Raw genomic sequence first — 20,135 nt, 5'->3', positions numbered from 1 at the left:
GGGTGGTTTCTTAAAAGGAATATGGGAGCTTACGCGGGTTTGCAAAGGGCAGATCACGCCAGCGTGTGCAATGCAGCGCTGGCGTGTAAAATTCAGTCTCATCTTGGTGTGATCAGAAGATTGAGGTGATTACGATGTGGCTGCGGTCAGCGCCGTGTCCATCAGCCCCTTGATTGTAGATTTGGATGTGCCTGCCACGATGCGGCCAAGCTCTTCGTTGCCTTTGAGCACCACAAGTGTGGAACGTCGTGGGATCTTGAGGTTCCGGGCCAATTCAGATTGGCGGTGCTTGTCCCAATCCACATTGATGAATGTGATGGCGTCGTTGTAGGCAGGGTTTTCTTGTCTCAAGGCGTCGATGACGCGTTCTTGTGCGGCGCAGGTGCCACACCAATCTGCTTTGAAATCAAGGAAGATCGTGTCACCTGCGGCGAGGTGTTTTTTCACAAGGCCCGGGGTGTAGTCGGTGGCGGCGCGTGCGGCAATTGGCGCGATAAGCGTTGCAGCTGCGGCAGTCAGGAATGTTCGGCGGTGCATGTGGGAGCTCCTTTGAGTCACAAAGATACAGACAAATCGACGAGCCAAGCGGGTAAGGCTGTGACCAGCCAGGCTTCGATGATGTGGTGCAGGTTGAAGAAGAGCGCGAGGCCAGTGGCGAGGAACACCACGCCCATGATGGGGCGCGATTTTGCGGCGATGGTGCGCATGGTGGCTTGGTGGCGGCCGATGGCTGAGCGGGCACCGTAGCCAAGGCCAAGGATCAGCGTTGATACACCAGCGGCAAAGGCCACCATGATCAGCGCGGCGAAAGTGAGGTTTTCGCCTTGGCTGGCCAGAGATATGGCTCCGCCAAGGGTTGGGCCAATGCAGGGGGACCAGACGGCGCCAAGCAGCAACCCGCCAAGGAACTGGCCTTGCAAAGTGGAGCGGTCCACCGCGTCAAGCCCGGTGTCTGCTCTGGCCGCGACACCCGCGGTGGCTGTGGAGAAGGCCATCGAAAAGCGCGGGACCAACAGGATTGCGCCAAAGGCGATCATCAGCACCGCCCCCGCTTGAGACAGAGATTCCGGTGTGAGGCCAATGGCATAGCCAAAGGTGGTCACTGCCATACCCAAAATGACAAAGCTGATGCTCATGCCAAGCGCCAGAACGGCCGGACCATGTTTGGAGGCCTGCAGCGCTGTGGCCAATACGATTGGCAACACCGGGACAACGCAGGGGTTGATCAGGGTCAGCAGGCCCGCGCCATATGCAAAGATAAATTCCATGCCCCTTTGTGCCAAATCAGGGGCAGCCTGTCATTTCACACTGCAGTGACAGCGGATCACTAGGCTGTGTTGGATTGTTTCGAAAGCTGAACCGCGAGGATGCCTGCACAGATCACAGCAACGCCAATGATATCGGTCAAACGCAGGGCTTCCCCGAGGATCAAAGCGGCGATGGCGACACCAAAGAACGGGTTCAAAAAGTGGAACGTGGCAGCTTTGACAGCGCCAATACGGCCCACCAGAGAGAACCAGATCCATGTGGCAAACAGGCCGGGGATCAGAATGGTATATGCGAAGGCTGAGAGCATGATGGGGTTCCAGTTGAACACCCATGTCTCAAGCAGAAAAGAGGCCACAAACAGCACGGCTGAGCCGACAAACATCTGCAACCCTACGATCATCAGCACGTTGCCACCAGAGGAGGCATTTCGCACGGTGAGGGTGGCGATGGCGAGGGCGGAGGCGGCAATGATGCAAAGAATCAAGCCAAACAGGTCGACGCCTTCGCCCAGACGCCCTGCCATGATCAGCACCACACCACCAAAGCCAACCACCAGTCCCAGTGCGGCGAGTCTAGAGAGCTTTTCCCCCAACGCGACCCACCCCAAAAGCGCAACAATCAACGGCATGGTGGAGGCGATGATCGAGGCCAGCGAGGCCTCGATGGTGGTCATCGCCATGAAGTTTAAGCCAAGGTAAAGTGCATTTTGGCAGAGGCCGAAAATGAGTACGGCGCGCCATTGTGTGCGGGTGAGGTGCCAACTTTGTCCAAGCATGCGCGCGATGGCGACACCGATAAGGCCCGCCAGAAGAAAGCGCAGCGCAGAGATCGCCAGCGGCGGAGCGTCTGCAACAATGATACGGGCAGAAGTGAAGGCCGAGGACCAGATCAGGGCAAACAGCAGCCCCATGCCAATTGCGCGAATATCCATGAGGGGCCTTTGATGTCGTGGAAGAAGAACCCGCGGATGTAAACGTAGAAACAGATGGGCCGCAACCCGGGTTATTGCGCCATTTCGGCTTTGGGTAGGGACTTTCGGAACAGTCGGCGCCGGCGCTTGGATTTGGGGTCTGGCGAGAGGGGGAAAAAGGCGTCGACCACCACGTATGCAATCAGAACAAATATCAGTGCGTTGCCGATCTGCACCAAACGGTCGATCATTTCTACGTCAGCGTCTTGGCCGAATGGCGCAATTGAGCCGCCGAAAAGGATCACGGTTGTGGTGAGCGCCGTGCCCGCCTGGGCTGCGTCTGGGCGGTTTGAGGTCAGCCATCGGGCCAAAATGATCGCAGCGGTGGCAAACGCAAGCACTGCCGTCAGCATCAAGGGGGCAATGACGGTGAGCTCATAGCAAACAAGTGCGACGATACCGCCTACGAAGTTGGCCCTGAGCATGGTTTTGGCAACGGTTGGTCCGGCGGCGGTTGCTGCGGAGAGCTGCTGTGATAGGATCGCGACAAACAACAGCGTGACCAGGGCACCGCTGCCAACGAGGTAGAAGTAGATCGCAAATGGGATGGTCACCAACGACATGCGCAGAACAAGCCGTGTGGGGTCATGATGCGGTGGGGTGGGTTTTGCGGCTGCGGCTGCGCCCATGGGCGTGGGCGGAAAGAGCCGGAACATGAGAACGGTCCAGAGCCACGCCAGCACAAGATTGATGGGCAGCCAAATCACCAGAATGAGTGCAAGTTTCTGAGATGTCAGAACAAGCGTTGGCAGCATCAAAGATGCCATAAGCGCCAGCACAACCGAGAGCATGCCAGCGCCTTTGGTGGACCAATAAAAGCTCATGCCCACTGCCAGCGCCAAGGCCAGAAGAAAGGCCACAGGATAGTTTGCAAGCGAGATCGAGATGGCCCAGCTGGTACAGAGGAACACCACGGCTTGCATGAACAGCATTCGGATGGCCTTTGGCGGCATTGGCCCGGGGGCCTGCAGGAAAAGCACCACAAACACTGTGCAAATCGTAGCAAGTTGCCAGCCGATCAGGATGGCGAGCGCAAAATGTACGCTCACCCCGGTGGCGAGGCGCAGGCCACGTCTGTTGGCGGCCAGTGCAGCCGCCATTTCTGCCTCAGTAGGCATAGGAGAACAGCGCGACGATCTTGATGTAGAGGCCGCCGACCACGTTCAAAAACCCGCGTTCGCGGGTGTAGACAATGACATCAGCCTGTCCGTTTACGTTGAAACGGATATCGTCGGTTTCGTCACCTTCGGTATAGCCCGGCAAGATGATGCGCAACGCAAACCGTTGTGGATCACGCAGCCAGCCTGCGGCACGTGGGATCGCTGTGGGTTCGCCAGCTTTTGTGTTGGTGCCATCAGAGCTGGCCACACTGAGACTGGCCACTTCGCCGCGCCAAACTTTGCCCGGATGCATATCCAGAACAATATCCACCGGGTCGCCGCGTTTGATATTGCCCAGATTGTTTTCAGTCATATAGGCCTCGACCCATACGTTGGAGGCATCCACAAAGGTCATCAGGTTTTGGCCTGCCTTTGCATAGTTGCCCTCCGCAATGTCCAAATCTGAGAGCACGCCACGGGCGGGGGCCTCTAGACTTGTCCATGTCAGCTTCAGTTCTGCATCTGCCAATTTGGCCAAGGCTGCTTGAATGCGCGGGTTGTCTTCTCCCGTGCTGCCAAGGGCTTTCTGTTCGCTTTCCAAATCGGCTTGGGCTTGTTCAAGCTCTGATTCAGCATCTGCAAGACGTCGACGGGATTCATCCGCTTTGGCCACAGCGATGAGGCCTTTTTCTTCCAATTCAAACACGCGTGCGGATTGCAGACGCTCGGTTTCCAAATCGGTTTGCGCACGGGTGACTCTGGTTTGCGCGCTGCTGACATCTGCAGAATCTGCGCCGACATCTTGCGTCGCACGGGCCAGTTCAGCCTCGGCGCTCTGTTTTTGGATTTCAAACTGGCGCGGGTCGATGCGGGCCAGAACGGTGCCCGCTTCGACAATTTCGCCATTGCCCGCGCTGATGTCGATCACGGTCCCAGACACTTGAGGTGTGATCGGCGTGAGAATGGCTTTGACGCGCGCATTGGACGTGAATGGGGTCACGCGGTCGGCGGCGACGTACCACGACACGAGGACGAACAAGAGGGCAATAGTGGTCCAGAAAGTGCGTTTCATTCAGCTACACTTTCTTGGTCTGCCTCAGCCTCGATCTCTTTGGCGATATCAGCGTCCATCCACGCCACCACCAGATCGTAGAACACTGACAGAATAACCGGACCAATAAAGATGCCAATCAGGCCAGAGGACAGAACCCCACCAATGACACCCACCAGAATGACAAGGATCGGTGTGGTTAGACCTTTGGCGATGAAAATTGGACGCAATATGTTGTCCATCAACGCAAGTGGCATCATCAACGCAGTCAGCAACAGCGCGGCACCAAATGCCATGGAGCCCCATGCCCATATGAGCAGGGGGATGACAACCAGCATTGGGCCCACTTGTATGATGCCCAAAATCAGGATCACCACCGCCAATGGTCCGGCAGCTTTGATGCCAAAGAGCACCATAACGATGCCCATCAGACCCGCTTGCAGGGCCGCGACACCCAGCACGCCACGCGACACGTTTCGAATGGTGGCAGTGGCCATTTTGATAAAATCACCGCCTTTGGGAGCAAAAACGCGATTGCCAAAGGTCTCCGCCATCTCGCCAAGCTTTGGGCCGGGAGACAACATCATCCCCATGACGATCACCGAGAGTGCGAGGGCCAGAAGTTGGAAGCCAATACCGGCCACCGCGCCGCCGATGACGCCCGCAAATTCCAAAATGACGGATCCATACCGTTCAAGCGCAACAGTCAGGTTGGAATTGAACAGCGTCCAGGCTTCGATTATTTTTGGGCCTGCAACAGGAACATCGTTTAGGCGTTCGGGAGGCTGTGGCAGGTTGAGGGTGCCGCTTTGAACTTTGTCAGCCAGGCTGGAAACATGTTCGGCCAGACCGCCAATAGACGCCCATAGTGGACCGATGGTGAGTGCGAGACCCAGCAGGGTGATTAATGTGGCCGACAGACCGCGCCGTCCCCCCAGTTTGACCTGTAACCAGTCAAACAGAGGGTAAATCGCCACGGCAAGAATGATCGCCCAGACGACGATCCCGGCCAAAGGCAAGATGATATTGAACGCCGCAAAGGCGAATACCCCGAGAAACAGCAACCTCACGCCGAGGTCAATCAAGCGTCTTTCGTCCATTCCGTTCATTTGAAACAACTTCCCTTGTCGATAAAAAACCGCGTAGGCTTATGCCAAGAATTATGGCGTGCGCGGAAGATATGGATATACCTTTGCACGAACCAGTTGCATTTGAGGATAAAAAATTGAGCGGAACCAAAGAGATTGACGCACCCTATGGTTTTTTTCAGACACATCGTTGGTCGATCTTGTTGGCGGTGCTGTCGACATTGATCTTGTTGGATGGGTTTGATGATCGGTTCCAGTGGGCGGACACCATTGCGCTTTGGGGTCTAAGTTTTCTGTTTCTGGGTGTGGTAGGCGCCACTGAGCGCAAGACGGCCTGGCGGGTTGTGATGGCGGTGCCGGTGTTCGCTTGGTTTGTGATGATCTTGGTCAGTGAAATCTGGGGAGCAAAGGTGGATGGCAGTCTGGCAGTGGTGGCTGCGGTGTTGCTGTTCGGCTCCATGTTGATCAGCTTTCGCCAATTGATTGGACCGGTGCATTCGGAATATGAGCGGCTGTCCAGCGGGATTTTTGGCTATCTGTTGATCGCGATGATCTGGGGGCTGATTTATTGGCGCATTGAGGTGGCCAATCCCGGCGCGTTTAATCTGCCGGATGACGTGGGTCAGCAACGAGCGCCCTTTGTGTATTTCTCGATGATCACAATGACCACTGTGGGGTATGGAGAAATGACGCCAGCAGCGAGCCTGCCACGGATTTTGACCGGGATGCAGGCGATTGTTGGCACGATGTTCGTCGCGATTTTCATTGGGCGTATTGTGGGACGTTTGAAATAGGCGTGCTGCGGTACTTTCAGTGCGGCCAGAGGTGGATTTTGTGCTTGTGGGCATGGTGTCGCGGCGACAGACCACAGGGTTTTGCCGGACACTGACTTCCACATGGCGATCAATCCGGATAAAGGTGCCTCAAACGAGGAGCCGCCCCCATGTCGATGAACAGTTTTGGACACCTTTTCCGCGTCACCACTTGGGGCGAAAGCCACGGGCCTGCGTTGGGCGCTACGGTAGATGGTTGCCCTCCCGGTGTGCCAGTGACAGAGGCGATGCTGCAGCACTGGTTGGACAAACGTCGTCCTGGCCAGAACAAAAACACCACCCAGCGCAATGAGCCGGATGCGGTTAAGATCCTGTCGGGTGTGTTTGAGGGGAAAACGACAGGGACGTCGATCCAACTGATGATCGAGAACACCGATCAACGCAGCCGAGACTATGGTGAGATCAGTCAGACGTTTCGTCCCGGGCACGCGGATATCACATATCACCTGAAGTACGGCAATCGCGACTACCGTGGTGGCGGGCGCAGTTCAGCGCGTGAAACGGCCGCTCGTGTGGCGGCTGGCGGGATTGCGCGTGAGGCAATCAAAGCCCTGGTGCCCGATCTTGAGGTCAAAGGCTACATGACCAAAATGGGTGCGATGGAGATTGATCGCGAACAGTTCCAATGGGATGCGATTGACCGCAACGATTTTTGGATTCCCCAACGTTCCGAAGTGGCGCAAGAGTGGGAAAACTACCTGCAGGCCTTGCGCAAAGAACATGACAGCGTGGGTGGCGTGGTCGAAGTGGTGGCACGCAATGTGCCCGCTGGGATTGGCGCGCCGGTCTATAGCAAGTTGGACACCGATCTGGCCGCCGCGATGATGTCCATCAACGCTGTGAAAGGTGTTGAGATCGGTGAAGGCATGGCCGCAGCAGGGCTCAAAGGTTCAGAGAATGCTGATGAGATTTTCATGGGCAATGACGGCCAGCCAGTGTTCTCGTCCAATCATTCCGGTGGTATTCTCGGCGGCATTTCGACCGGGCAGGATGTTGTGGTGCGCTTTGCGGTGAAACCCACCAGCTCGATCCTCACCCCGCGCAAGTCGATCCGCATTGACGGCAGCCCAACTGAGGTGATCACCAAGGGACGTCATGATCCCTGTGTGGGCATTCGTGCGGTGCCTGTGGGCGAAGCGATGATGGCCTGTGTGATCTTGGATCATTTGCTGCTGCATCGTGGGCAAGTGGGTAAAAATCAAGGTACGATCGGTTGATGCAGGATGGCGACGAGCTGAACGCATTGCGGGCGGCGCTGCGGCAAGTGGCAGCTGATCGCATGGCGCAGGACAGCGCTCATGACCTGAGGCATCTGGACCGGGTTTGGACCTCTGTTCAGCAATTGGCCCAGATAGAAGGGGGCGCAGATCTCAAAGTGCTTTTGGGGTCCGCCTATCTGCATGATCTGGTGAATGTGCCCAAAGATCACCCAAACCGCAGTCGTGCCAGTACATTGGCTGCTGCCGCAGCGGCACCCATCCTGCGTGAAAACGGGTTTGACAACCATCAGGTGGCGGCGGCGCAACACGCGATTGCCGCCCATAGTTTTTCTGCGGGTCTGGTTCCCAAATCTCAAGAGGCGCGCATCTTGCGTGACGCAGATCGTCTGGATGCTTTGGGGGCGATTGGCATTGCGCGAACCTTTGCTGTGAGCGGGGCGCTGGGTCGGGCAATTTACGATGAAGCTGATCCCTTTGCGGAGCAGAGAGATCTGGATGATGGGGCTTTTGCACTGGACCATTGGCCACTGAAACTGTTTCGCCTGCCAGAGGATATGCTCACCGAGGCAGGCTGCGCGATGGCGCATGCCCGTGTGGCTGATATGCGGCTGTTTGCGCGGCGGTTGGCCCAAGAGCTCGGCCGCGCGCTTCCGGACGATTGGGCCTGATCACCCCTGTGGGGTGATGCCTGGGCGTGCTTTGCCACGCTGAAGGCCCAGCTGACGCTCGCGCCAGATGATCAAGATGCCCGCTGAAATCACAATCGACGCCCCAATCAACATTTGAGACGTTGGCACCTCAGAGAACCAGACATAGCCGATTAAGATGGCAAAGAGGATGGCGACATAGTCAAACGGGGCCACCACAGAGGCAGGCGCAAACCGGTAACAGGATGTCAGCAAAATCTGCGCGACACCGCCAATCAGGCCTGAGGCAATCAGCAATACCGTCTGTTCCCATGTTGGCACCACCCAGCCAAACGGCAAGGTCAACAGAGACAAGCCGGATGCTGTGAGCGAAAAGTAGAACACAATTGCAGAGGTCTGATCTGTTTGCACCAGCTTGCGGATGTGAATTTGGGCCAATGCGCGAAACACAGCAGAGCCGAGTACCAACATGACACCCAGCGTGGCCAAGGCTGAGGCCTGATCCGCGTCAAAGAGCGTCAGGCGTGGCCATAGCACAACAGTCACCCCAACCAGACCAATTGCAACCGCCGTGAGACGGAACGCTCTGACTTCTTCTCCCAGAAACATCGCGGCAAACATCACCGTTAGAAGCGGTGCCGCGAAGCCGATCGCGGTGACCTCAGGGAGAGGCAGCAGACCAAGTGCAGCAAAGTTCATCGCCATGGACGTGGTGCCGATGACACCGCGCCACACATGTCCCATCGCGTTTTGAACCCGCAGGCCTTGGGGCAATTCCCCACGCTGCACCAGCCATGCGAAAATCACAAAGAGTGCAAAGAAGGATCGAAAGAACACCGCCTGACCGGCTGGCACAGTATCAGAAGTGGCTTTGATCAACGCGGCCATCACAGAAAACAGCGCAATGGCGGTGATCTTGTAGGCGATACCTTTGAGGGGGTGCATGGGGTGTGTCCAAAAATGGGAACGTGTGTCGGACTGTGGCGCAGAGAGGTGGCTTTGACAAGGCGGGCCAGGTGGATCTTTCGCGGTCTGGTTTGATCCTGAGGTGAGTTAGACACCGCCGCCGACCGGCAGGTAGGTCGTGGAAATCCAAATCCGTCTGGGACAGGAGGCAGGACATCCTTCACCCGATTTTCGCAACAAAGCCTCATTCCAGCTCGGAATAGCGATCCCGGTCAGCGCTGAAACGGCAGGAGAATTCGCGCAGCATTTCGCAGGGAACATATGCTGCGCTTTTTGATTGATCGAGCCGGGGGCAATGCCCCCGGAAGTATCAGCGCAGGCACAACCTGCACCGAAACATTATGCGCGCACGAGTTGTTCGTAAGCTTCGGAAATCTCGCGGGTGAGATCGCCCACTTCAAACATGTAGTCGCCGATTTGACCAACGGGGGTCACCTCTGCGGCTGTGCCGGTCAACCAGCATTGTTCAAAATCCGCCAGCTCTTCGGGCATGATGTGGCGTTCATGTACGGTGACACCACGGTCTTTGAGCATGCCAATCACCGTTTGACGGGTGATGCCGTTCAGAAAGCTGTCCGGCAGCGGGGTATGTACTTCGCCGTCTTTCACAAAGAAGATATTGGCACCGGTCGCCTCAGCTACATATCCACGGTAGTCCATGAACAAGGCATCCGAACAGCCTTTGGCCTCAGCTTTGTGTTTGGAGATCGTGCAGATCATATACAGGCCCGCCGCCTTGGCGTGGACCGGGATGGTTTCCGGACTTGGGCGTTTCCACTCTGCGATGTCGAGTTTTGCACCTTGCATCTTGGCATCGCCATAATAGGCGCCCCATGGCCACACCGCGATGGCGACACGTACGGGGTTGGCCGCAGATGCGACACCCATGTCTTCGCCTGAGCCGCGCCACACAACCACACGCACATAAGCGTCCTGCAGGCCGGATCGCTTCAGGGTCTCTTGTTTGGCTGCTTCCAGCTCGTCCAGAGAGATGGGCATCGGCATGTCAAGCGATTCAGCACTTTTGAACAGCCGTTCGTTGTGTTCAATGCTCTTAAAAATCTTGCCGTTGTAGGCGCGCTCGCCTTCAAAGACAGAGCTTGCATAATGCAGGGCGTGGCTCAGGACGTGAACCTTGGCCTCGCGCCAGTCAACAAATTCGCCATCCATCCAGATGACGCCGTCACGATCGTCATATGCACCAGCCATGGTCGTTCCTTTCGCCTTTCAAAGGGTCGTCAATTTTCCATTTATTGCGCACCATATGGCCGATCCGATCATAATGTTGCGCAAATCCTGCGATTCGCTATCAGTTTGGACTTGGAGTGTCAACAAAGCTGACGTATTGTGACGGGCAAACCGGGCAAATGTGATCTTTGGAGGTATCATGGGCGAAGGCATGAGAAGCGAAAGCCTGTTATATCTGACAGATGAGCAGCTGCGCCAAGGCATAGAGGCAATGTATTTTGCCTACCGTGGTTTCACCGCAGATCCGGATCGCATTTTGGAATCGATGGCTTATGGACGGGCCCACCACCGCGCCATCCACTTTATCAACCGTGCGCCGGGGACCACGGTGACAAACTTGTTGGCGATTCTCGGTGTTACCAAACAATCGTTGAATCGGGTGCTGCGCACATTGATCGAAGATGGATTGGTCGAAAGCCGGGTTGGCACCTCTGATCGTCGTGAGCGCAATCTGTATTTAACCGAAGCCGGTGTAACGTTGGAACATCGCCTGTCTGACTCGCAGCGCGAACGTATGCGCAAGGCGTTTCGGGACGCTGGACCGGACGCGGTGTCTGGGTTTCGTCGGGTGCTTGAGGCAATGATGGATGGTGAGCTACATCGACAATACTTGTCTTTGCGCGACACAGGTCAGTAGATAGGGGCAATAAGGACTTGATGAATGAATGATATTGCCCCGCATCTATTGATCGTCGATGACGACGAGCGCATTCGTGATTTGCTGCGCAAATTTTTGATACGAAATGGGTTCTTGGTGACCGCGGCGCGGGATGCCGCCCATGCGCGGCGGGTGTTGTCGGGCTTGGATTTTGATCTGATTGTGCTGGATGTGATGATGCCGGGCGAAGACGGTGTGACATTGACCAAAGGCATCCGAGAGACTTCGCAAACCCCAGTTCTGCTGCTGACCGCCAAAGGTGAGACCGAGGATCGGATTGCAGGTCTTGAGGCGGGTGCAGATGATTATCTGGCCAAACCGTTTGAACCTAAAGAGCTGTTGTTGCGCATCAACGCAATCTTGCGGCGCATGCCTGAGGTTGATGAGGCCTCCACGGTGCCCAAAGTGCTACATCTGGGCGGCATTCGCTATGACATTGATCGTGGTGAGATGTGGCAGGGAGAGGCGCCTGTGCGGCTGACGGCCACCGAGAGCCAGCTGATGAAGATTTTTTCGAAGACCCCAGGGGAGCCTGTGAGTCGCGGCAAATTGGTTGAAGAGCTGGGGCGCGATAAGGGGCAAGCCCAAGAACGCGCGGTGGATGTTCAAATTACGCGGTTGCGGCGCAAGCTTGAAGAGGATCCCAAGCAGCCAAGGTATTTACAGACTGTGCGCGGCTCTGGATATATGCTGGCCCCAGACTGACCGCAAAGACAGGTGTGATATCTGCCGGGTTGGTCATACAACTGGGGGAGACACATGCTTTCATATTTTAGAAACTGCGCAGTCTGCGCGTCGATTGCTTTGGCCGGAACTGCGCTGGCGGCACAAGAGCTTGAGCCTTGGGGCACAGCTGGCGGTTGGGACGTGTTGATCGATCCGACACTCGGTGACGGATGTTTGATCCAAGCGGAGTACAGTGACGGGTCACTGGTGCGCATCGGCTTTGATCGCAATGCGGGCAGTGGATACATCACTGCGTTTAATGACGCTTGGGGCTCGATTGACGAAGGCGCGATCTATCCGATCTTATTTGATTTGGACGGGGACGAATACGAAGGCGAAGCCGAAGGTATCTACCTTTACGATGTGCCCGGAGCTGACATCTATTTCGACAATCCAGATTTCTTGTTTGATATCGCGGCCAAGTACACAATGACGCTCTACAATAGCGAAGGCTTGGTGATGCAGATTGATCTAGGGGGCACAATGGTGGGCTTAGAAGCCGCCCTGGAATGTCAGGATGAAATGGGCTGAGACAGAGCTGCTTGTTGGCTTGCGTGCGGCAAAGCCCGGCTTGTAGAGTGCGGTTATGAGCACCGCGTTTTTGACCCACCCCGATTGCACAAATCATATCACTCCAAATGGTCACCCCGAACAGGTGGCGCGCTTGGAGCACATATATCGCGCCTTGTCAGCGCCCGGATTTGCGACCTTGGATCGTCGCGAGGCGCCGGAATGTGAAGATGCTGATATTCTGCTGTGTCATCCTCAAAGCCATCTGAATGCGATCACAGCGGCGGTGCCGTCACAGGCCGTGGTGGCATTGGATGGGGACACACATATGTCGCCGGGATCATTGCAGGCGGCGCGACGTGCGGTTGGCGGCTGTATCGCCGCAGTGGATGCCGTGATGGCGGGCGAGGTGGGAAATGCCTTTGTGGCCTGCCGGCCGCCGGGGCACCATGCGGAACAGAGCACGCCAATGGGATTTTGTCTGTTTGGCAACGCAGCCATCGCGGCACGCCACGCCATGGAACGCCATGGGCTGAGCCGCGTGGCTGTGGTGGATTTTGACGTACACCACGGCAACGGAACGCAGGCGCTTTTGTGGGACGAACCCCGGAGTTTGTTCATTGGCAGTCATCAGAATCCGTTGTGGCCCGGGACCGGCATGCCTGAGGAAACTGGGGCGCACAACAATGTCCAAAACTGGCCTTTGCCGCCGCACAGCGATGGCCGACTAATGCGCGCGACCTATGAGGCGGAGGTGTTGCCCGCACTTGAGCGCTTTGAGCCAGAGCTTTTGATCGTCTCTGCCGGGTTTGATGCGCATGCGGATGACCCTTTGGCACAACTTGAGTGGACTGAGTCGGATTTTGTTTGGCTGACCGAGCGGCTTTGTGATGTGGCGCAGAGACATTGTGCGGGGCGCGTGGTCTCGACTTTGGAAGGTGGATATGATCTGAACGCCTTGGCGGCCTCCGTGGCTGCACATGTCAAGGTTTTGATGGAGCGAGCCGGATGAGTGACACACCCGTAGACGAGATGAGCTTTGAAGCTGCGATGCGCGAGCTGGAGCAGGTTGTGGGCCAGTTGGAGCGTGGTGACGTGGAGCTGGAAAAGTCCATTGCCCTTTATGAGCGTGGTGCGGCGTTGAAGGCTCGGTGTGAGGCCAAACTGAAAGAAGCGGAAGAAAAGGTTGCTGCGATCACATTGGATGGCAGTGGCGCCCCAGCTGGCTTAACGCCAGTTGAAGGCATGTAAACGCATCTGTCCGTGATGTTTGATACCCGATTGAAGGATGCGGCCCGGCAAGTCGAGGCCCACTTGCGTGAGGTGACGTCGACGCTTGGTGATTTGCCCGTGGTTGAGGCCATGCGATACGCCAGTGCGGGTGGCAAACGCTTGCGTGCGTTTCTGGTTTTGGAGAGTGCACGGCTACACGGGGTTGATCCCGTCCATGCGATCTGGCCCGCAACAGCAATCGAGGCGATTCACGCCTATTCGCTTGTGCATGATGATCTACCTTGCATGGATGATGACGACCTGCGGCGCGGATTGCCGACAACACACATCAAGTGGGATGAGTGTACCGCTGTTTTGGCGGGGGATGCGCTGCAGACGCTTGGATTTGAGTGCGTAAGTCGTGAAGAGTGTCATCCAGACGCCGCTGTACGGGCTGATTTGACTGTATCATTGGCGCGCGCCGCGGGCGCGCAGGGCATGGTGTTAGGACAGGCTTTGGATATCGCGGCGGAGACCGCGCAAACCCCGCTGTCTTTGGAAGAGATCACCCGTCTGCAGGCGGGAAAAACTGGCGCGTTGATCGCCTGGTCTGCGACCGCCGGAGCCGTGATGGCCAGAGCCGATTTGACACCGCTGATGCGCTACTCGATGGACTTGGGTCTCGCATTTCAGATTGCGGATGACATTTTGGATGTCGAAGGTGACGCCTCGAAGGTCGGCAAGGCCGTCGGAAAAGATGCGGATGCCGGCAAGGCTACCTTTGTGTCGCATCTGGGTTTGGACGGCGCCAAGCAACGGGCCCGCGACCTTGTGACGGATGCCTGTGACGCGCTTTCCCCCTATGGTGGGGATGCGGATACCTTGCGAGAGGCGGCGCGGTTCGTTATCTCGCGAGACAGCTAACCGGAAGGCGTGTCTATGTCAGCGAAACCTCATACCCCACTGTTGGATCAGGTACATTTGCCCGAGGACCTGAAACGGTTTTCAGACAGCGAACTGACACAATTGGCGCATGAGCTGCGCTCAGAGACGATTTCGGCGGTCAGTGAGACCGGTGGGCATTTGGGCGCTGGCCTTGGCGTGGTTGAATTGACCGTGGCGTTGCATGCGGTGTTTGACATGCCGCGCGACAAATTGGTGTGGGACGTTGGGCATCAATGTTACCCGCACAAGATTTTGACCGGACGGCGGGACCGCATTCGGACATTGCGCACCGAAGGTGGATTGTCCGGGTTTACCAAACGCAGCGAGAGCGTGTTTGATCCGTTTGGCGCGGCGCATTCGTCAACTTCGATTTCTGCGGCGCTGGGCTTTGCAGTGGCGCGCGATTTGGGCGGCCAATGTGACGGTGGTCTGGGGGATGCGATTGCGGTGATTGGCGATGGGTCGATCACAGCGGGCATGGCCTATGAGGCGATGAACAACGCAGGCCATTTGGGCAAGCGGATGTTTGTGATCCTCAATGACAACGATATGTCGATTGCCCCACCTGTGGGGGCGATGAGCGAGTATCTGTCGCGCCTTTATGCAGGCGAGCCGTTCCAAGAGCTGAAATCCGCCGCCAAAGGCGCGGTAAGCCTGTTGCCTGAGCCATTCCGTGAAGGGGCAAAGCGGGCCAAGGACATGCTCAAGGGGATGGCGGTCGGCGGCACCCTGTTTGAGCAGCTGGGCTTTTCCTACGTTGGGCCGATTGATGGTCACGACATGAGCCAGCTTTTGCCGCTGTTGCGCACCTTGCATCAGCGTGCAACCGGCCCGGTGCTGCTGCATGTGATCACCAAAAAAGGTAAAGGATATGCCCCAGCGGAGTCTGCGCGTGACAAAGGTCATGCGACGGCGAAGTTTGATGTGGTGACGGGCAAACAGCACAAAGCGCCTTCTAACGCGCCAAGCTACACGTCGGTGTTTGGTCAGGCGTTGGTGGAGGCGGCGGCTGAGGACAGCCGGATTTGTGCAGTCACAGCGGCGATGCCGGATGGCACCGGGCTCAATCTGTTTGCTGAACGTTTCCCGAGTCGATGTTTTGACGTGGCCATTGCCGAGCAACATGGTGTGACCTTTTCGGCGGCTTTGGCGGCGGGCGGCATGAAGCCGTTTTGCGCGATTTACTCAACGTTTTTGCAGCGCGGTTACGATCAGGTTGTGCATGATGTTGCGATCCAGCGTTTGCCCGTGCGTTTTGCGATTGACCGCGCAGGATTGGTTGGCGCGGATGGGGCGACCCATGCGGGCAGTTTTGACATCGCGTTTATGGCCAACCTACCGGGCATGGTGGTGATGGCGGCGGCGGATGAGGCCGAGCTCAAACATATGGTGGCAACGGCGGCGGCCTATGATGACGGGCCGATTGCCTTCCGCTACCCACGTGGTGAAGGCGTGGGTGTGGAATTGCCGGAAAAAGGCGAGCTTTTGGAGATCGGCAAAGGGCGCATGGTGCAGGATGGCAGCCGTGTTGCGTTGTTGTCTTTTGGCACACGATTGGACGAGGTGCGCAAGGCCGCAGAGGTCTTGGCAGCGAAAGGCATTACGCCAACGATTGCAGATGCGCGGTTTGCCAAGCCTCTGGATATGGCGATGATCCTTGATCTGGCTGCCAATCACGAGGCGCTGATCACCATTGAAGAAGGTGCCGTGGGTGGCTTTGGCAGCCATGTGGCGCAGCTTCTTGCGGAAGAGGGCGTGTTTGACAGCGGGCTGAAGTACCGGTCGATGGTGCTGCCAGACACTTTCATTGATCAGGCGAGCCCAAAGACCATGTATGACGTAGCGGCGATGAACGCGGAGCACATCGAAGCCAAGGTGTTGGATGTGCTGGGTGTTGCGTCGCTGGACAGCAAGCGGGCCTAAAGTCTGTTCGCAAAGCGTAAGCCCCTGACCAGGCGGCCCACAAATGTGAGGTGGTCAGGTGGTCTCCTGTTCCAACATGGATTTGAGCGCGTCGCGGTAGTTTGGGTATTTTAGAACCACGCCAAGCTCCTCTTTGATGCGCGTGTTGCGCACCCGTTTGCTGTCAGAATAAAAGCTGCGCGCCATCGGGCTCATGTCGGCGTCTTCAAAGGCGACTTCGGGGGGCGGGTCTATCCCCAATAGCTCTGCTGCATAGGAGAGAATGTCTTGGGGTGGGGCTGGACTGTCATCGCAAACGTTATAAATGCGGCCCGGGTTGGGGGCATGCATCGAAGCCTCCAAAATTTGTGCAATATCGTCCACATGCGCGCGCGAGAAGACTTGGTTCTTTTTGATGATGCGGCGCGCGGTGCCGCGGCGCAGTTTGGCGAATGGGCCACGCCCAGGGCCGTAGATGCCCGCGAGGCGGAAGATGTGGAGCGGCAGACCGTCGATGGCGTGCCACTCAGCCTCCGCCTTCACGCGCATTTTCCCACGTATGCCGCCCGGATCAGGTGGCGTGTCTTCGTCCACCCAGCCGCCGTCCATGTCCCCGTAGACCCCGGTGGTGGAGAGGTAGCCCACCCAAGTTAGGTTGGGGGCTGCTGCTTGCAGAGCGGTGCGGCCCGCACGAAGAACTGGGTCGCCATCATCGTCAGGGCGGATTGAACTCAGGACGTGGGTGACACCGTTCAGCGCTTCGCTGACGTCGATTGGCCACTGAAGTGGCACGACGCCTTGGCTGCGCAACATGTCTGCGTGATCGGCGTGGCGGTGGGTGCCCAGCACTGTCCAGCCTTGCGGGATCAAACGTTTGGCGAGGGCCTGTGCAGTGTAGCCATGGCCAAGGGAAAGCAAGGTTTTACTCATGTCGGCACATTGCCCCACGGTCGTGTAAGGGACAAGGGACGTGCGGCTATTTTCCGCGCCAAACCGGGTCACGTTTTTCAGAAAAGGCCCGTGCGCCTTCCAATTGATCTTCGCTGTCATAGAGCACATCAACAGAGCGCAGTTGGCGCTGGGTGATGCGGTTCATGGCGTCCTGAAATTTGGCGTCTTCGGCGTCGCGCACGATCTCTTTGATGGCGGCGTAGACGAGCGGTGGGCCGGAGGCGAGGAGCCGGGCCTGCTCCCAAGCACGATCCATCAACATGTCGGCGGGGGTAATTTCATTGATCAATCCCCAGCGGTGCGCTTCTTGGGCATCAAACCAACGGCCAGTGAGCAGAAGCTCCATGGCGATATGGTAAGGGATGCGTTTGGGCAGTTTCACGGAAGCGGCATCAGCCACTGTGCCCGACCGGATTTCTGGCAGCGCAAATGTCGCATGATCTGCGGAAATCAAAATGTCGGCAGAAAGCGCCAATTCCAAGCCGCCGCCACAGGCGATTCCATTGATAGCTGCAATCACTGGCTTGTTCATGTCGCGCAACTCTTGCAGGCCACCAAAGCCGCCAACGCCATAGTCGCCATCAACCGCGTCCCCATCTGCGGCGGCTTTGAGATCCCAGCCAGGACAGAAGAACTTTTCACCACCCCCGGTGACAATCGCGACGCGCAGATCAGCGTCGTCACGGAAGTCGCGAAACACCTCCCCCATGATCCGGCTGGTTGCCAGATCAATTGCATTTGCTTTGGGGCGGTCCAAAGTGACTTCGAGAATGGCACCTTCGCGCCGGGTTTTGATGGGGCTGTCACTCATGACATTTCCTTTCGTATCAGCGCATCGGCGGCCACCGCGCGGGTGGGCGTGCACATCAGCGGGTTGATCTCAACCTCTTCCAAGGTGGCGGTGTTGGCAAGAACGTATGACTGCAGCGCATCGACAGCATCAAGAATAGCGTCAATGTTGGCCGCGGGCGCGCCGCGATAGCCGGCGAGCAGTTTGGTACACTTGAGTTTTGAAAGCGCCATCTTCACGTCAACGCGGCTGCTCGGCACCAAGAGCGAGGTGCTGTCTTCCAGCAGTTCTGCCAGAACGCCTCCTGCGGCCAAGGTCAGAACAAAGCCATGGGCGGCGTCACGCGTGACCCCCAGCAAGAGCTCGGCAACCGCGCCCTGAACCATTTCCTCAATTAGAAAGCTGTCTGTGGGCATGGCCGCTGCAGCACTTTCTAGGTCTTCTTTGTTGAGGTTTAGACGCACCGCGCCTTCTTCGGTTTTGTGGGCAATACCTTGGCCTTTTAGAACGAGAGGCGCTTGAAGACTTTGCGCGGCTTCAGACAAACTGAGTGGTGATCTTCGGCCCACCGTGCGGCTTTGGGGAGTATCTAATCCGGCAGCACGCAGGGCCTGTTTTGCGTCTGCTTCCGTAAGAACGGTGGGCGCTGTTGGGTGCCCCGGGATCGCCAAGGGCGGGTCCTGCGGTGCGGTGAGTTCTGTGGCTGCGGCGGTGGCCTCGACAGCATCGCGCAGACCGTAGAGTGGGATCACACCGCCATCAATCAACTGTCGCGCCACGTCGTCTGGCATCAGTTCTGGAAGACTTGAAACCACTGAAAAGGCGCGGCCAGTCTGTGCGCGCGCTGTGATCGCAGCCTCCGTGGCGCATGCCCAATCGCTGCGGTTTTCGTGCGGATAGTCTACAATCGAGAACGTCATGGCGACATCAGGTGCCATCATTGCAGACCAAGCCTTGGCCATAGTGTCAGCGTCGCGCCAAATGTATGTGTGATAGTCCAGCGGATTGGCCAATGCGACCATTGGGCCGAGCACATTGCGCAGGTCTGCTTCCTGTGCAGAGGTCAGAGGTGGAAACGTTAGCCTGGTGTGAAACGCGGTGTCAGCCATCAGGCTGGCTTCTCCCCCGGAACAGCTTATCGAGGCGATGTTTTTCGAGGGCAAAGGACCCTGCATATGGAGCAGTTTGAGGGTTTCTAGGAACACGGACAATTCGGAAACACGCGCAAATCCAAGCCGTTGGATCAGCGCATGTGCGCCAGCGTCGCTGCCTGCGAGGGACGCGGTGTGGGAAATTGTGGCGGCCTGTGCTTCGCCACTTGTACCCACTTTCAAGGCTACAACCGGGACATTGTTTTGATAAGCTTTGGCAGCAAACTGTTCCCAAGCGCGCAGGTCTGTGAAGCCCTCAATGTGCAGCCCGATGGCGGTGACCCGGGGATCGTCCAAAAAGGCAGAGGCGATTTGCGCCTGATTGAGCTGCGCCATGTTTCCGCAGGTGGCCACATAGGCGATGGGCAGGCCGCGTTTCTGATTTGTGAGGTTGATGGCAATGTTGGAGCTTTGCGTGAGGATCGCGACGCCGGACTCGACGCGACTGCAGCCATGCTGATCAGGCCAGATGGCGATGCCGTCCAAAGCGTTGATCAAGCCATAGCAATTTGGACCCAGGATCGGCATTTTTGCTGCGGCCTCAATCAAAGCCGTCTGTAACTCCGCACCGTGGATGTCCTCGCCAATTGCTTCTGTAAAGCCTGAGGCAAAGCATACCGCGCCACCTGCGTTCATTTTTGCAAGTTGGCCGACGACATCGATAGTGGCGTACCGATTGATGCCGACAAAGGCAGCATCCGGGCTTGAGGGAAGGTCGTCCAGCGATTGGTAGGCTGTGCGTCCCTCCAATGTCCCGCCTTTGGGATGCACAGGCCATAAATCTCCGCCAAACCCAATTTTTTCGGATTGGCGGATCACTTCGGCACACCATGCACCCCCACCGATCACGGCGATTGATTTGGGGCGTAGCAGTCGTGAGAGGTCAGCTGCCATGACG

General features: G+C 57.2%; 21 protein-coding genes. 10 read left to right on the top strand and 11 right to left on the bottom strand.

Annotated elements, in window-relative coordinates:
* Nucleotides 1–129: 129 nt before the first annotated feature.
* From ABWV47_RS09945 to ABWV47_RS09920, 6 genes are all read right to left on the bottom strand, one after another.
* Nucleotides 130–537 (bottom strand): thioredoxin family protein, encoded by a 408-nt coding sequence (locus ABWV47_RS09945; RefSeq protein ID WP_353311266.1) that lies wholly within the window; start codon nucleotides 535–537, stop codon nucleotides 130–132.
* 17 nt (nucleotides 538–554) lie between these two features.
* Nucleotides 555–1,268: a cytochrome c biogenesis CcdA family protein gene (locus ABWV47_RS09940; protein WP_353311264.1), complete on the bottom strand. Its 714-nt coding sequence runs from the start codon at nucleotides 1,266–1,268 to the stop codon at nucleotides 555–557.
* Nucleotides 1,269–1,327: 59 nt separating this feature from the next.
* Entirely contained in the window at nucleotides 1,328–2,200 is an 873-nt protein-coding gene (locus tag ABWV47_RS09935; RefSeq protein ID WP_353311262.1) for a DMT family transporter, read from the bottom strand.
* 71 nt (nucleotides 2,201–2,271) lie between these two features.
* Nucleotides 2,272–3,357: a DUF2955 domain-containing protein gene (locus ABWV47_RS09930; RefSeq protein ID WP_353311260.1), complete on the bottom strand. Its 1,086-nt coding sequence runs from the start codon at nucleotides 3,355–3,357 to the stop codon at nucleotides 2,272–2,274.
* Nucleotides 3,347–4,411: an HlyD family secretion protein gene (locus ABWV47_RS09925; protein WP_353311258.1), complete on the bottom strand. Its 1,065-nt coding sequence runs from the start codon at nucleotides 4,409–4,411 to the stop codon at nucleotides 3,347–3,349. Before ABWV47_RS09925 ends, ABWV47_RS09930 begins: the two co-directional genes overlap by 11 nt.
* The gene (locus ABWV47_RS09920) at nucleotides 4,408–5,490 is read right to left on the bottom strand and encodes an AI-2E family transporter (protein WP_353311256.1); all 1,083 of its coding nucleotides are present in this window, start codon (nucleotides 5,488–5,490) and stop codon (nucleotides 4,408–4,410) included. Before ABWV47_RS09920 ends, ABWV47_RS09925 begins: the two co-directional genes overlap by 4 nt.
* A gap of 125 nt (nucleotides 5,491–5,615) precedes the next feature.
* On the opposite strand from ABWV47_RS09920, the gene ABWV47_RS09915 reads away from it, so the two are divergent.
* From ABWV47_RS09915 to ABWV47_RS09905, 3 genes are all read left to right on the top strand, one after another.
* Nucleotides 5,616–6,272 (top strand): potassium channel family protein, encoded by a 657-nt coding sequence (locus tag ABWV47_RS09915; RefSeq protein ID WP_353311254.1) that lies wholly within the window; start codon nucleotides 5,616–5,618, stop codon nucleotides 6,270–6,272.
* Between the two features lie 149 nt (nucleotides 6,273–6,421).
* Complete coding sequence (gene aroC / locus ABWV47_RS09910; protein WP_353311252.1) at nucleotides 6,422–7,528, top strand: chorismate synthase; 1,107 nt, start codon at nucleotides 6,422–6,424, stop codon at nucleotides 7,526–7,528.
* Nucleotides 7,528–8,199 (top strand): HD domain-containing protein, encoded by a 672-nt coding sequence (locus ABWV47_RS09905; protein ID WP_353311250.1) that lies wholly within the window; start codon nucleotides 7,528–7,530, stop codon nucleotides 8,197–8,199. Before aroC ends, ABWV47_RS09905 begins: the two co-directional genes overlap by 1 nt.
* Here the strand turns inward: ABWV47_RS09905 and ABWV47_RS09900 are convergent, their stop codons facing one another.
* Nucleotides 8,200–9,123: a DMT family transporter gene (locus tag ABWV47_RS09900; protein WP_353311248.1), complete on the bottom strand. Its 924-nt coding sequence runs from the start codon at nucleotides 9,121–9,123 to the stop codon at nucleotides 8,200–8,202.
* 360 nt (nucleotides 9,124–9,483) lie between these two features.
* Entirely contained in the window at nucleotides 9,484–10,353 is an 870-nt protein-coding gene (locus ABWV47_RS09895; RefSeq protein ID WP_353311246.1) for a branched-chain amino acid aminotransferase, read from the bottom strand.
* A gap of 178 nt (nucleotides 10,354–10,531) precedes the next feature.
* Here ABWV47_RS09895 and ABWV47_RS09890 point away from each other — a divergent pair, with 178 nt between their 5' ends.
* Genes ABWV47_RS09890 through dxs form a run of 7 tightly spaced genes read left to right on the top strand, consistent with a single transcriptional unit; the run spans nucleotide 10,532 to nucleotide 16,366 of the window.
* The gene (locus ABWV47_RS09890; protein ID WP_353311244.1) at nucleotides 10,532–11,029 is read left to right on the top strand and encodes a MarR family winged helix-turn-helix transcriptional regulator; all 498 of its coding nucleotides are present in this window, start codon (nucleotides 10,532–10,534) and stop codon (nucleotides 11,027–11,029) included.
* A 24-nt stretch (nucleotides 11,030–11,053) separates the two neighbouring features.
* A complete protein-coding gene (locus ABWV47_RS09885; protein ID WP_353311242.1) occupies nucleotides 11,054–11,755 on the top strand; it encodes a response regulator in 702 nt (233 codons plus the stop codon).
* Nucleotides 11,756–11,809: 54 nt separating this feature from the next.
* Nucleotides 11,810–12,307 (top strand): hypothetical protein, encoded by a 498-nt coding sequence (locus tag ABWV47_RS09880; RefSeq protein ID WP_353311240.1) that lies wholly within the window; start codon nucleotides 11,810–11,812, stop codon nucleotides 12,305–12,307.
* Nucleotides 12,308–12,362: 55 nt separating this feature from the next.
* Nucleotides 12,363–13,298, top strand: a complete 936-nt coding sequence (locus ABWV47_RS09875; protein WP_353311238.1) for a histone deacetylase family protein — start codon at nucleotides 12,363–12,365, stop codon at nucleotides 13,296–13,298.
* A complete protein-coding gene (locus tag ABWV47_RS09870; RefSeq protein WP_353311236.1) occupies nucleotides 13,295–13,537 on the top strand; it encodes an exodeoxyribonuclease VII small subunit in 243 nt (80 codons plus the stop codon). The genes ABWV47_RS09875 and ABWV47_RS09870 overlap by 4 nt, the downstream gene beginning before the upstream one ends.
* 15 nt (nucleotides 13,538–13,552) lie before the next feature.
* Nucleotides 13,553–14,422, top strand: a complete 870-nt coding sequence (locus ABWV47_RS09865) for a polyprenyl synthetase family protein (RefSeq protein ID WP_353311234.1) — start codon at nucleotides 13,553–13,555, stop codon at nucleotides 14,420–14,422.
* A 15-nt stretch (nucleotides 14,423–14,437) separates the two neighbouring features.
* A complete protein-coding gene (gene dxs / locus ABWV47_RS09860; RefSeq protein WP_353311232.1) occupies nucleotides 14,438–16,366 on the top strand; it encodes a 1-deoxy-D-xylulose-5-phosphate synthase in 1,929 nt (642 codons plus the stop codon).
* 54 nt (nucleotides 16,367–16,420) lie between these two features.
* On the opposite strand, the gene ABWV47_RS09855 is transcribed toward dxs, so the two are convergent.
* Genes ABWV47_RS09855 through ABWV47_RS09845 form a run of 3 tightly spaced genes read right to left on the bottom strand, consistent with a single transcriptional unit; the run spans nucleotide 16,421 to nucleotide 20,131 of the window.
* Nucleotides 16,421–17,275 (bottom strand): SDR family oxidoreductase, encoded by an 855-nt coding sequence (locus tag ABWV47_RS09855; protein ID WP_353311230.1) that lies wholly within the window; start codon nucleotides 17,273–17,275, stop codon nucleotides 16,421–16,423.
* Nucleotides 17,276–17,321: 46 nt separating this feature from the next.
* Nucleotides 17,322–18,107, bottom strand: a complete 786-nt coding sequence (locus tag ABWV47_RS09850; protein ID WP_353311228.1) for a carnitinyl-CoA dehydratase — start codon at nucleotides 18,105–18,107, stop codon at nucleotides 17,322–17,324.
* A complete protein-coding gene (locus ABWV47_RS09845) occupies nucleotides 18,104–20,131 on the bottom strand; it encodes an acetate--CoA ligase family protein (protein ID WP_353311226.1) in 2,028 nt (675 codons plus the stop codon). The genes ABWV47_RS09850 and ABWV47_RS09845 overlap by 4 nt, the downstream gene beginning before the upstream one ends.
* Nucleotides 20,132–20,135 lie beyond the last annotated feature (4 nt).

It is taken from the genome of Shimia sp. NS0008-38b (assembly GCF_040370365.1).
Lineage (GTDB): Bacteria > Pseudomonadota > Alphaproteobacteria > Rhodobacterales > Rhodobacteraceae > Shimia.
Note: the sequence above shows the minus strand (reverse complement) of the source record. Positions and strands in the feature narration are given on the sequence as shown.